This is a genomic window from Pseudomonas moraviensis, from assembly GCF_900105805.1.
Classification (GTDB): domain Bacteria; phylum Pseudomonadota; class Gammaproteobacteria; order Pseudomonadales; family Pseudomonadaceae; genus Aquipseudomonas; species Aquipseudomonas moraviensis_A.
This window is the reverse complement of sequence record NZ_LT629788.1, coordinates 6,079,572-6,092,441: the sequence shown is the minus strand read 5'-3', so window position 1 is coordinate 6,092,441 and position 12,870 is coordinate 6,079,572. Positions and strand designations below refer to the sequence as shown.

Sequence of the window (12,870 nt, the reverse complement as noted above, 5' to 3'; positions counted from 1 at the left end):
GCGGCTGTTCTGGCGTCATTCGCGAGCAGGCTCGCTCCCACAGGGGTCCGCATTCCTATTGTGGGAGCGAGCCTGCTCGCGAAGAGGTCCGCCTGACAACGCAAACTTGTGCCGAATAGAAAAGCCCCGACCACCACCGGCTCGGGGCTTTTGCTTTCCAGCCTTCAATCAATCACGCAAATCAGACTCATGAATCGGCTGATCGCGATGGGTCGCGCGTTGGTATTGCGCCGGCCACACCGCCTTGCGCCGCCCAGATCATCATCGGCGTGTAGCGGCCAGTACGGATCACGCAGCAGCTCGCGGCGAGGAAAATGATATCGGCCTGGCAGGTGCGCAGAATGTGCTCAGCCTGCGCAGGCTCGGTAATCATTCCGACAGTGCAGTGGCAATGCCTGACTCCTTGCGTACACGCTCGGCGAAGCGTGTCTGATAACCCGGCCCGACCGGAATCTCCGCGTTGGCCGCAGTCCCGCCCGACGACACGTCGATCAGATCCGCCAAGGGTGTGCAGACGCCGCGCCAGCTCCACGGTCTCATCCGGATTCCAGCCATCTTCAACCCAATCGGTCGCCGAAACGCGGACGAATACCGGCAGTTCTTCAGGCCACACCGCCCTCACCGCTTCTGTGACCTGCAGCACCAGACGGATGCGATTCTCGAACGAACCACCGTACTGATCGCGGCGTTGATTGCTCAGCGGCGACAGAAACTGATGCAGCAGATAGCCATGCGCGGCATGTACCTCAACCACGCTGAAACCGGCCGTCAGCGCGCGTTTGGCCGCGTCGACGAAGGCCTGGATCACTTCAGCGATCTGCCCTTCATCCAGCTGTTTCGGCTGCGTATGCTGCGGATCGAAAGCAATCGGCGATGGCCCGACCGGGGTCCAGCCGCCATCTTCGGGTTTGACGCTGCCATGCTTGCCGATCCACGGCCGGTGAGTGCTGGCCTTGCGCCCGGCATGGGCCAGTTGAATACCGGCGACCGCGCCCTGGGCGGTGATGAAGCGGGTGATGCGTTGCAGCGGAGCGATCTGTTCGTCATTCCACAGGCCGAGGTCTTCGGCGGTAATGCGCCCGTCGGCAGTGACCGCCGTGGCTTCGGTGAAAACCAGCCCGGCACCGCCCACCGCGCGGCTGCCCAAGTGCACCAGATGCCAGTCGTTGGCCAGGCCGTCGACGCTGGAGTACTGGCACATCGGCGACACGGCAATGCGGTTGGGCAGGGTCAGTTGGCGAAGGGTAAAGGGTTCAAGCAGCAGACTCATGGGGCACCTCTCGAATCAGTGGGCAGGCTCCAGGGTTCTGTTTGAAAAGTCGACGAGTGACAGAAAAAGGGTGCAGCACCCGCCCCGCGGGCAAAAAATTCGACAAGACGTCACAAGGCCAATCAAGCAGTGCTTAGAGCCTAGTCGACAACCGGGAATGACGGAGGGTTCAGAGTAATTCAGTGTGTGAAAGGACACTTTCGCGAGCAGGCTCGCTCCCACAAAACTGCACCGTACCTGTGGGAGCGAGCCTGCTCGCGAATGGCTTAACGCGGTTCGATGTGAGCAATCATCAACTGCACAGTCTCGTTGCCACGAAACTCGTTAACGTCAGTTTGTAGGCCAACTCGACCCATTGAATCGTCGGGTTCGGCCAGATATCCCGATCGATCCCAAACGCGATGCCATCGAGTTTCACCGAGCCGCATTCGCTTTTCAGCACCACTTTCAAATGCCGTTCGCCAACCACGCGCTGCTCGACCAGCTGAAACACGCCGTGAACAGCGGTCGGGAAAATGCTGACCCCACGGCCCGGCGTGGCGCAAGGCGCGGGCCAGTTCGAGGTGGAACTCTTCGACGGCCAGCGTGCCGTCCGACAACATGCGCCCGGTGAGGTCTTCCTCGCGAAGTTGCCTACGCACTTCGGCGTCGAATGCCTCGGCGAACAGCGGAAAATTCTCCTGCGGCAAGGTCAGACCAGCGGCCATCGCGTGACCACCATATTTGGCGATCAGGTTTGGATGCTGCGCCGCGACCACGCTCAGCGCATCACGTATATGGAAGCCTGCACCGAACGCCCGGAGCCCTTGAGCAACCCATCACCAGCATCGGCGAAGGCAATGGTCGGGCGGAAATAGCGCTCTTTCATGCGCGAAGCGAGAATGCCGATCACACCCTGGTGCCACTCCGGATCGAACAGGCACAGACCAAACGGCATCGATTCGACCGGCAGATCCTTGAGCTGCGCCAGGGCTTCACGCTGCATGCCCTGCTCGATGGATTTGCGATCCTGGTTCATGCCGTCCAGTTGTGCAGCCATTTCCCGGGCCAGATTGGCGTCGCCGGTGAGCAGGCATTCGATGCCCAGGCTCATGTCGTCCAGACGTCCTGCGGCGTTGAGGCGCGGGCCGACGATAAAGCCAAGATCGGTGGAAGTGATCCGCGCCGCCTCGCGCTTGGCGACTTCGAGGATCGCCTTGATCCCCGGCCGCGCCCGCCCGGCGCGAATCCGCTCCAGACCTTGATGCACGAGGATACGGTTGTTGGCATCCAGCGGCACCACGTCCGCGACGCTGCCCAGCGCCACCAGATCCAGCAGCTCGCCAATGTTCGGTTGCGGTTTGCTCTCGTACCAGCCGAGGCTGCGCAGGCGCGCGCGCAAGGCCATCAATACATAGAAAATCACCCCGACGCCGGCCAGTGCCTTGCTCGGAAACTCGCAGCCTGGCTGGTTCGGATTGACCAACGCGTCGGCCTGCGGCAGTTCATCGCCGGGCAAGTGGTGGTCGGTGATCAGCACTTTCAGCCCGGCGCGCCTGGCCGCCGCGACGCCTTCGACACTGGAAATGCCGTTGTCGACGGTGATCAACAATTGCGGTTCGCGGGTCAACGCAACTTCGACGATTTCCGGAGTCAGGCCATAGCCGTATTCGAAACGGTTCGGCACCAGATAATCGACATGCGCCGCGCCCAACAGGCGCAAACCGAGCACACCGACGGTGCTGGCGGTGGCGCCGTCCGCGTCGAAGTCGCCGACGATCAGAATGCGCTGGCGTTGCTCCAGTGCCGTCACCAGCAGGTCTACCGCCGCATCAATGCCTTTGAGCTGCTGAAACGGGATCAAGCGCGCCAGACTTTTGTCCAGCTCCGCCTCCGACTGCACGCCCCGCGCCGCGTAAAGCCGGGTCAGCAGTGGCGGCAGATCACCGAGAAAAGGCAGTGTGGCAGGCAGTTGGCGAGGTTCGATACGCATGGGGTGACGGAGGCTTCTCTTTGATTCGTGGGAAATATCGGCGGTGTCGCGACTTTAGCCGCGCTCACCTTGCAGCCATTGCAACTGGACTTCGTGCTGACCGGATCGTCGGTGACGAAGATCGTGCCTTCGCTGATCATCACGTCCCACTTGATGACGCGCGGCATGTCCTTGGCCAGGGTTTCCAGCACTTCCTGCGGGACGGCAGCGATGTTGACGTTTTTCAGATTCTTGATCGCCGGGATCACCTTGGTCTCCCACACGCGCAGGCTGCCGTAGGCCAACAGGCTGGTGCGTTCGGTACGGCGCGAGCACCAGGTCAGGCGGTCGGCATCCGGCTGGCCGACTTCGATCCAGTGCAGGACGCGGTCGTCCAGGCTTTTTTCCCACAAGGCCGGTTCATCCACGTCTGACAGACCACGGCCGAACGACAGCTGCTCGTTATACCAGAGCGCGTAGGCCAGCAGCCGCACAGTCATGCGTTCTTCGGTCTCCGAAGGATGACGGGCGATGGTCTGCTTGACGCTCTCGTAGACGCTGCGGTCGAGGTCGGTGAGGTTCAGTTCGAATTTGTAGGTTGTGGACGGCTGGGCCATGAACGGGCTTCTTGATACGAGGAAAGTCGGCAAGTCTAACCGATGCCACAGGCAATCATCGAATTGATGGCACTCAAGCTGCGGCGTCGGACAGCCGGCTATGTTAAAACCCTCTATCCGCTCAGCCTTGTCCTACAGGATTTCGCATGCCGTTCACCAGCAAACCGCTCTCGGGTCTGAAAGTCATTGAATTGGGTACGCTGATCGCCGGGCCTTTTGCCTCGCGCATCTGCGGCGAGTTCGGCGCCGAAGTGATCAAGATCGAATCGCCGGACGGCGGTGATCCCCTGCGCAAATGGCGCAAGTTGTACGAAGGCACCTCCCTGTGGTGGTTCGTCCAGGCGCGCAACAAGAAGTCGCTGACCCTCAATCTGAAACACCCCGACGGCTTGGCGATCCTGAAACAGCTGCTTGGCGAAGCCGACATCCTCATCGAAAACTTCCGCCCCGGCGTGCTGGAAAAACTCGGCCTGAGCTGGGAAACCTTGCATGCGCTGAACCCGAAACTGGTGATGGTGCGCCTGTCCGGTTTTGGCCAGACCGGGCCGATGAAGGATCAGCCAGGCTTCGGCGCGGTTGGCGAATCCATGGGCGGCCTGCGGTACATCACCGGTTTCGAGGATCGGCCGCCGGTGCGCACCGGGATTTCCATCGGCGATTCGATTGCCGCGCTGTGGGGCGTGATTGGTGCGTTGATGGCTTTGCGTCATCGTGAGGTCAAGGGCGGACTTGGCCAAGTGGTCGACGTCGCCCTGTATGAGGCGATTTTCGCGATGATGGAAAGCATGGTGCCGGAGTTCGACGTCTTCGGTTTCATCCGCGAACGCAGTGGCAACATCATGCCGGGCATCACGCCCTCTTCGATCCACACCAGCGCCGACGGCAAGCATGTGCAGATCGGCGCCAATGGCGATGCAATCTTCAAACGGTTCATGCAGGTCATCGGGCGCGACGACCTGGCGAACGACCCGGCACTGGCCAGCAATGACGGCCGCGACAGTCGTCGCGACGAGTTGTATGGCGTGATTGATCGCTGGGTCAATTCGTTGCCCCTGCAAAGCGTACTTGACCTGCTCAACCAGGCCGACGTCCCGGCCAGCCGGATCTTCAGCGCCGAAGACATGTTCAACGACCCGCAATATCTGGCACGGGAAATGTTCCTGCATGCCAAGCTGCCGGACGGCAAGGATTTCAAGATGCCCGGCATCGTGCCGAAACTCTCCGAAACGCCGGGTTCGTCGGAGTGGGTCGGACCACAGCTTGGCGAACACACCGCGCAGGTGCTTGGCGAACTGGGCTACGACGCGGCGCAGATCGCCAGGTTGCGTGAAGACGGAGCCATTTAAGCACCGCTGAGCATTCTGGTTTTCGAGCAACCCAATGCGCAGTGAGCAAACGCCAGGCAAAAAGAAACCCCGAGAAGTGGGGAGACGACTCGGGGTTAAACGTGGTCTGCTTCGAGACCCGTAGCAGCAAGCGACAAGCACCGGAGCACAATGCTTGATCCTGCTGTTATGGGGTCTGACTGACAGGGATGCAGGAAGGTTCCCACAAAAAATATTTCATCTTTACAGGGCCGGACGCTTGTCCAGTGCCGCATTGCGCAACGCCGCGATGACGCAGGGTTCCAGCCGTCCTTCGGCGATCATCACGTCGCGGTGCAGGCCGTCCACCACATCTGTCAGCAAGCGCTTGTCGCTCAACTGGGCCTGATTGAATTCGCGTTCCACCACAATGGCGCCGCTGCTGTTCTTCAGCGTCACCAGACATTCACCATGGCTGCCGCGAGGGGTCAGCGTCACCTGATACGGGCTCAGAGCCTCACCGAGCAATAGACTGATACTTTCCATCTCGATCTCCACTCAATAGTCCGAAAACACAGTGCTTGGGGCGTGTTCACATTAAATGACCACCGGCCCGAGAAGAAAGTTCTGCCTCTCACGCCCCAATCTCGTGGGGGCTGCGTCTGACAGAGCATGCACGGCGAAGATGACAGAAAAATAACCGTCCCCTTCAGGCCTCGATGAGTTCCGGCGGCGAGATCAGATAACTGTCCAGCAGGCCCCTCATCAACACTGCCGAGACCGGCGTTTGCAGACGCCCCAGCAGGCGCAGGCGTTGCTGGCGAAGCACCGGTTCCAGGTCAGTCAACAGGCTCTGCGCGACCGAGCCCAGCAGAATCAGCGCCCGTGCCTCATGGTGCGCGGCCAGATGGTGGATCAGGGCCAGGCCATCCCCACCCTTGAGTTGCGGATCGCAAATGGCGATATCGACCGCACCGCGGTGCCCTAGGGAACACAAGGCTGACGCTAACGAGGGCGCGGTCAGGACGTCGTAGATGCCGATGGCATTGAGCATTTGATGCAATGCCATCAGCTGGAACGGATTGGGTTCAAGAATCAGGACTTTAAGCGAGCGCATGGGCGACCTCTGGAGCGATCATCGCGGACTCTCACCGCAGTTGTCGTCCACTCTAGGCTAGGCGTCTTAAGCCTCCCATCAGAAAAGTAGTCGCGTCTTGCAGGACATTTCCCTTCTTCAATGCAGACATCGGCAGCCGCTCTCAGTCCGGCGTTGAGTGATGTCGGTCCAGCCACCCAACAAGCCGCGCAATTTGCCGTCACCGCTGTAAAACGGCACCGTCCACTGATAGACCTCACGTGGGCCGCCATTGAATAGCAGCTCGCGCTTGCTGAAGCGCGACTTGCGAGTCTGCAACTGCGCGATGAACTCATCGTGCAGCATCCGCGCGGTCGTTTCGGGAAACGCATCGACCTCGATCAACAACCGCCCCTGCATCTGGTCCAGGCGCACCGACAGCGCCTCTTCATAACTGCGGTTGCAGATGATCAGACGCCCCTGGAGATCGCGCACGAACACCGGATCCGGCATGGAATCGATCAGGGCATGTTGAAACGCCAACTGATCACCCAACTCCTTCTCCGCCTCACAGCGCAACTTGATCACCGCCGCCAGACGCCTGTTCCACACCAGCGACAGTATCCCGAAAACACCGATCACCCCCATCGCCCAGCATCCCCATTCAACCAACTGCTGCCAGATCGATGGCACGGGCGCCGGTGAAATGCCTTCGAGCCACTTAAGCCGGATCGCTCGCAACTCAGCGGCCGGGAAAGCTTCCAGTGCCTTGTTGAGAATACTCAGCAGCTCGGGCATGCCTTTTCGTACAGCCAGGTGATCGGCTTCCCACTTGCCCTCCACCAAGCCACCGACTTTGAGCATGCCCAGCGGATAGAGCTGCGCGCCGATTTCGTTTTCGATCGTGGCGTAGGCTTCACCACTTTCAACCAGCGCCCGGGCTTCGGCGTAGGTTTTCACTGAGCGTATTTCAATCGAAGGGAAATCACGCCGAATCACATCTTCCAGTGCGTGCCGGGCAGGTAGCACCAACACGCGCTTCGCCAGTTGCTCGAAAGAGTCCACCACTGGCGCATCCGCATGGCCGACAAAAACCCAGCCCGCACCACCGAAAGCGTGGCTGAAATCAAGGAACAGCTTGCGATCATCGCTCATGGCCAGGGTCGTACTGATGTCCGCAACCCCGCTTTGCAGGCGTTCGAGCATGTGGTCGGTGGAAAAGGATTCCTGGTGCTCGAATTGCAGCCCGGTCATCGCGGTGACACGCTTGAGCACATCGTTGTTCAGACCGTTCCACTGCCCGTGCTCGTCCTGAAACAGATACAGCGGGTATTGCACTGATGCCACTGTCACCTTCGGGTTTTCGCGAATCCATTGACGTTCGCGTGCGTCCAGTTCGACAGGCTGCACATTGACGGGCGCATTCGCCTGATCAAGTACCATTTGCGCTGCCATGGCGCTGTGCATCCACCCCAGCACCGCCGACAAAAACAACCAGCCCAGTGCCGGTTTCAAACCTCTGTAAAACAGCATTGCCATTTCCTTCGTGATCGACTCACCCGTCCTTCGTGGGTGAAAACCCGAGCAGTGTGGCAGCAGAAACAAAAAAGCCCGTCAGGAGACGGGCTTCAAAATGTGACAGCTTTTTCAGGCTTAGAGTGGCTTGCCGCGGTTGCCATGCTGGCTGACAAAGGCTTGCACGGCTTTCAGGTCGTTCGGCAGAACCGTGCAGCGCTCGTTTCGCTCAAACAAATCAGAAAGATGTGCAGGTAGTTCGAGCGCTTTTCCTACACCCGCTTTCTCCACTGCCTCGGGAAACTTGACCGGATGGGCAGTGCCCAGAATCACCATCGGGATGTCCAGACTGCGACGGCACTCGCGCGCGGCTTTGACGCCGATGGCGGTGTGCGGATCGAGGACTTCACCGGTCTGCTCGTAGACTTCGGCGATGGTTTCACAGGTCTGGGCGTCATCCACCGCCAGCGAATCGAACAGTTTGCGCGCTTCGGTCCAGCGCTCTTGTTCGACGCTGAAACTGCCGTCCTTTTTGAACGAGCCCATCAGGCCGGCGATTGCCGCACCGTTGCGACCATGCAGGTCGAACAGCAGGCGTTCAAAGTTGGACGAAACCATGATGTCCATCGACGGCGACAAGGTCGCGTGCAGCGTTTCCTTGACGTACTGGTTGCCGCTCATGAAGCGGTGCAGGATGTCGTTGCGGTTGGTTGCGACGATCAACTGGTTGATCGGCAGGCCCATGTTGCGTGCCAGGTAACCGGCGAAGATGTCGCCGAAGTTGCCGGTGGGTACCGAGAACGACACCGAACGCGCCGGACCGCCCAACTGCAGGGCCGCATGGAAGTAGTAAACGATCTGGGCCATGATCCGCGCCCAGTTGATCGAGTTCACCGCCACCAGACGCGTGCCTTTGAGGAAGCTCTGGTCGGCGAAGCTGTTCTTGACCATTTCCTGGCAGTCATCGAAGTTGCCTTCGATGGCGATGTTGTGGATGTTCTCGCCGAAGATCGTCGTCATCTGCCGACGCTGCACCTCAGATACGCGCTGGTGCGGGTGCAGGATGAAGATGTCGACGTTCTCGCAGTGCTTACAGCCTTCGATGGCCGCCGAACCGGTGTCACCGGAAGTGGCACCGACGATCACCACGCGCTCGCCGCGCTTTTCCAGCACGTAATCGAGCAGACGCCCCAGCAGTTGCAGGGCGAAGTCCTTGAACGCCAGGGTCGGACCGTGGAACAGCTCCAGCACCCACTCGTTGCCGTTCAACTGACGCAGTGGCGCAACGGCACTGTGGGCGAACACACCGTAGGTTTCTTCGAGGATCTTCTTGAAATCGGCATCCGGGATACTGCCGGTAACGAACGGGCGCATCACCCGGAAGGCCAGTTCGTGATAGGGCAGGCCGGCCCAGGAGGCGATCTCTTCCTGAGTGAAACGTGGCAGGTTTTCCGGGACGTACAGACCGCCATCGGTCGCCAGACCGGCCAGCAGGACCTCTTCGAAATTCAGGGCCGGGGCCTGGCCGCGAGTACTGATATATCGCATTTTTTTCAAACCTTCGGTTTGAGCTGCAAGCTGCAAGCTGCAAGCTGCAAGTAAAAGCCAGACTGCTTCTCTCTTGCCGCTTGCCGCCCGAAGCCTGCCGCTGCTTTTAGTTCAAGTGTTCGACGCGGATCCGTACAACCGGGCCGTCGACGCCAGCCAGTGCTTCCAGCGCAGTAATCGCATCGTTGATACGTTGCTCGACCACGCGGTGGGTCAGCAGGATCATCGGCACCAGGCCGTCATGCTCTTCGACTTCCTTCTGCATGATCGATTCGATATTGATGCCGCGCTCCGACAGGATGCTCGCCACCTGAGCCAGTACGCCCGGGTGGTCCTTGGCGTGAATGCGCAGGTAGTAAGCGCTTTCGCAGGCTTCGATCGGCAGGATCGGATGTGCCGACAGCGAGTCCGGCTGGAAGGCCAGGTGCGGCACGCGGTTTTCCGGGTCGGAAGTCATCGCGCGAACCACGTCGACCAGATCGGCGATCACCGACGAAGCGGTTGGCTCCATGCCAGCGCCGGCACCATAGAACAGCGTCGAACCGGCGGCGTCACCGTTGACCATCACTGCGTTCATCACCCCGTTGACGTTGGCGATCAGGCGATCGGCCGGGATCAGCGTCGGGTGTACGCGCAACTCGATGCCGGCGTCAGTGCTGCGCGCCACACCGAGGTGCTTGATGCGATAGCCCAGCGCTTCGGCATAGTTGACGTCGGCGGTGGTCAGTTTGGTGATGCCTTCGGTGTATGCCTTGTCGAATTGCAGCGGAATACCGAACGCAATCGACGCCAGAATGGTCAGCTTGTGCGCGGCATCGATGCCTTCGACATCGAAGGTCGGGTCGGCTTCGGCATAACCCAGCGCCTGCGCTTCGGCCAGCACGTCTTCGAACGTACGGCCCTTCTCGCGCATTTCGGTGAGGATGAAGTTGCCGGTGCCATTGATGATCCCGGCGACCCAGTTGATACGGTTGGCGGACAGGCCTTCGCGGATCGCCTTGATCACCGGAATGCCACCGGCCACCGCGGCCTCGAACGCCACGATCACGCCTTTCTCGCGGGCCTTGGCGAAAATTTCATTACCGTGAACGGCAATCAGTGCCTTGTTCGCGGTGACCACATGCTTGCCATTCTCGATGGCCTTGAGTACCAGCTCGCGGGCAACGGTGTAGCCGCCCATCAGCTCTATGACGATGTCGATCTCAGGGTTCGTGGCCACTTCGAAGACATCGTTGGTAATCGCAATACCGGTCGTCTGGAACTGAGGCTTTGGCGTGCGCGTGGCAATTTGTGCCACTTCGATTCCACGCCCGGCACGACGAGCAATTTCCTCGGCGTTGCGCTGAAGTACGTTGAAGGTACCGCCACCGACGGTCCCTAACCCACAGATGCCTACTTTGACCGGATTCACTGTGAACTCCCCATGAAACGGCCGACGCAGGGTCGGCCGGAAAACAACCGCGTGCTCGCGGTTCTCTGTTGATGGCCCGGCGTTGTTGCTGCCGGACCACGATCGTCAACGGCTGCCCGTGACGATGCGAATTACTTCGCGCCCAGCGCCAGTTTGGCGACTTGTGGCGCAGGCTGGTAGCCCGGAATGACCTGGCCGTCAGCCAAAACGATGGCCGGTGTGCCGTTCACGCCGATCGACTGACCGAGGGCGAACTGCCTGGAAACCGGGTTATCGCACTTGGCGGCCTTGATTTCCTTGCCATCGACCATTTTGTCCATGGCAGCTTTCTTGTCTTTCGAACACCACACCGCTTGCAGCTGTTCGTCGCCCGGCGAATTCAGGCCCTGGCGCGGGAACGCCACGTAGCGCACTTCGATGCCGCGCTTGTTCAGCTCGGGCACTTCGGCGTGCAGTTTGTGGCAATACGGGCAGGTGGTGTCGGTGAACACGGTGATGTGCGATTTGGTCTCGCCCACCGCCGGGTACACCACGGTTTCGGCGACCGGAATGGCATTGATCAGTTTGGAAATGCCCAGGCGTTCGGTCTTCTCGGTCAGGTTGACCGGTTTGCCGTTCTCCAACTGGTACAGGTTGCCCTGCACGATGTACTGGCCATCGGCGCTCGCGTAGAGCACGCGGCTGCCTTTGAGTTTGACTTCGTACATGCCGGGCAACGGGCTGGCATTGATGCTTTCGACCGGAACCTCGAGTTCGAGTTTTTCCAGGCTTTGACGAATGGCTTTGTCGGCCGCGTCGTCGGCGACGGCAAAGGTGCTCACCAGCGCAATAGCGGCGGCGGCGAAAATCTGGGTCAGACGCATGAGTACTCCTGAGGGCGGGCCAATGAAACGATCAGAACGCCCGTGCGAAACACCGGGTCATAACCGTCCATCGTGCAAACCGGGAAAGCCTAACACATAAGGCCGCGAGGGCCGAATGCGCCTGTCGCCACACATTTGAACGTCACCGCAGAATCCTTGTAGGAGTGAGCCTGCTCGCGATAGCGGTAGTCCTGCCGACACGGCTTTGACTAACAGACCGCTATCGCGAGCAGGCTCACTCCTACAAGGGTTTGGTGTTCAGCCGCGGGGGTGGTGCTTGGCGTGCAGGTCCTGCAGGCGGGCGCGGGCGACGTGGGTATAAATCTGCGTGGTGGAAAGATCGCTGTGGCCAAGCAGCATCTGCACCACGCGCAAGTCCGCGCCATGGTTGAGCAGGTGCGTGGCAAACGCGTGGCGCAAGGTATGCGGAGACAGCGACTTGTTGATCCCGGCGACCTTGGCCTGGTGCTTGATCCGGTGCCAGAACGTCTGCCGGGTCATCTGCTCGCCGCGCTGGCTGGGGAACAGCACATCGCTGGGGCGGCCACCGAGCAATTCCTGACGGCCATCACGCATATAACGCTCGACCCAGACAATCGCCTCCTCGCCCATCGGCACCAGCCGTTCCTTGCTGCCCTTGCCCATCACCCGCAATACGCCCTGGCGCAGATTGACCTGCTCCAGCGTCAGGCTGATCAGTTCGGTCACGCGCAAACCACAGGCATACAACACTTCCAGCATCGCGCGGTCACGCTGGCCGATGGCGTCACTCAAATCCGGCGCCTTGAGCAGCGCGTCGACATCGGCTTCCGAAAGCGACTTGGGTAACGGCCTGCCCAGTTGTGGCATGTCGACGCGTAACGTCGGATCGACACTGATCAGCTTTTCCCGCAGCAGATAGCGATAAAAGCCACGCACCCCGGAGAGAAATCTGGCGGTCGAGCGCGGCTTGTAGTTCTGCTCCAGACGCCACGCCAGGTGATCGAGGATCAACTCTCGGCCGGCATTGATCAGTTCGAGATTCTTCTCCTGCAACCAGCCGTTGAACAGCGCGAGGTCGCTTCGATAGGCGTCGCGGGTATTGTCCGAAAGGCCTTTTTCCAGCCATAAAGCGTCGAGGAATTGATCAATCAGCGGATGGTCGATGGCAGGCATGGGGGCTCGGGCAGGCTGCTTTTCGCGCGGCGTGCAAATAGTCATTAAAGGGGCGCCAGTCTTTCATAGCCGGCCAGTTCAAGAAACAGGCAGCTTCATTAAGCGAGGGGCGTGCAAGGCGTCCGGTAAATCGCAGGCAACAAAAAAGCAGCCCGTAGGCT

At 60.2% G+C, this 12,870-nt stretch carries 9 protein-coding genes and 2 pseudogenes; 1 reads left to right on the top strand and 10 read right to left on the bottom strand.

Annotation, left to right across the window (positions count from 1 at the left end):
• Nucleotides 1-187 precede the first annotated feature (187 nt).
• From BLU71_RS27175 to BLU71_RS27165, 3 genes and pseudogenes are all read right to left on the bottom strand, one after another.
• The gene (locus BLU71_RS27175) at nucleotides 188-1,270 is read right to left on the bottom strand and encodes an NADH:flavin oxidoreductase/NADH oxidase (protein WP_083354284.1); all 1,083 of its coding nucleotides are present in this window, start codon (nucleotides 1,268-1,270) and stop codon (nucleotides 188-190) included.
• Nucleotides 1,271-1,536: 266 nt separating this feature from the next.
• A pseudogene (gene recJ / locus BLU71_RS27170) lies at nucleotides 1,537-3,242 on the bottom strand (single-stranded-DNA-specific exonuclease RecJ).
• Nucleotides 3,243-3,296: 54 nt separating this feature from the next.
• Nucleotides 3,297-3,838: pseudogene (locus BLU71_RS27165) on the bottom strand (YaeQ family protein).
• Nucleotides 3,839-3,984: 146 nt separating this feature from the next.
• On the opposite strand from BLU71_RS27165, the gene BLU71_RS27160 reads away from it, so the two are divergent.
• The gene (locus tag BLU71_RS27160) at nucleotides 3,985-5,184 is read left to right on the top strand and encodes a CaiB/BaiF CoA transferase family protein (protein ID WP_065615861.1); all 1,200 of its coding nucleotides are present in this window, start codon (nucleotides 3,985-3,987) and stop codon (nucleotides 5,182-5,184) included.
• Between the two features lie 222 nt (nucleotides 5,185-5,406).
• Here BLU71_RS27160 and BLU71_RS27155 read toward each other — a convergent pair whose 3' ends face one another.
• The 7 genes from BLU71_RS27155 to xerD all read right to left on the bottom strand — a co-directional run bounded on the left by BLU71_RS27155 (nucleotide 5,407) and on the right by xerD (nucleotide 12,709).
• Nucleotides 5,407-5,688 carry a DUF3509 domain-containing protein gene (locus BLU71_RS27155; RefSeq protein WP_016771530.1) on the bottom strand — a complete coding sequence of 94 codons (282 nt, stop codon included), beginning with the start codon at nucleotides 5,686-5,688 and terminating at the stop codon, nucleotides 5,407-5,409.
• 163 nt (nucleotides 5,689-5,851) lie between these two features.
• Complete coding sequence (locus tag BLU71_RS27150) at nucleotides 5,852-6,259, bottom strand: response regulator (RefSeq protein WP_042606921.1); 408 nt, start codon at nucleotides 6,257-6,259, stop codon at nucleotides 5,852-5,854.
• A 117-nt stretch (nucleotides 6,260-6,376) separates the two neighbouring features.
• Nucleotides 6,377-7,750: a transporter substrate-binding domain-containing protein gene (locus BLU71_RS27145; RefSeq protein WP_064364380.1), complete on the bottom strand. Its 1,374-nt coding sequence runs from the start codon at nucleotides 7,748-7,750 to the stop codon at nucleotides 6,377-6,379.
• Nucleotides 7,751-7,870: 120 nt separating this feature from the next.
• A complete protein-coding gene (gene thrC / locus BLU71_RS27140; protein ID WP_083354283.1) occupies nucleotides 7,871-9,280 on the bottom strand; it encodes a threonine synthase in 1,410 nt (469 codons plus the stop codon).
• A 106-nt stretch (nucleotides 9,281-9,386) separates the two neighbouring features.
• Nucleotides 9,387-10,691: a homoserine dehydrogenase gene (locus BLU71_RS27135; protein WP_024011722.1), complete on the bottom strand. Its 1,305-nt coding sequence runs from the start codon at nucleotides 10,689-10,691 to the stop codon at nucleotides 9,387-9,389.
• Between the two features lie 131 nt (nucleotides 10,692-10,822).
• Nucleotides 10,823-11,554: a bifunctional protein-disulfide isomerase/oxidoreductase DsbC gene (gene dsbC, locus BLU71_RS27130; RefSeq protein WP_042606918.1), complete on the bottom strand. Its 732-nt coding sequence runs from the start codon at nucleotides 11,552-11,554 to the stop codon at nucleotides 10,823-10,825.
• 258 nt (nucleotides 11,555-11,812) lie between these two features.
• Entirely contained in the window at nucleotides 11,813-12,709 is an 897-nt protein-coding gene (gene xerD, locus BLU71_RS27125; protein ID WP_064364382.1) for a site-specific tyrosine recombinase XerD, read from the bottom strand.
• Nucleotides 12,710-12,870: the final 161 nt, after the last annotated feature.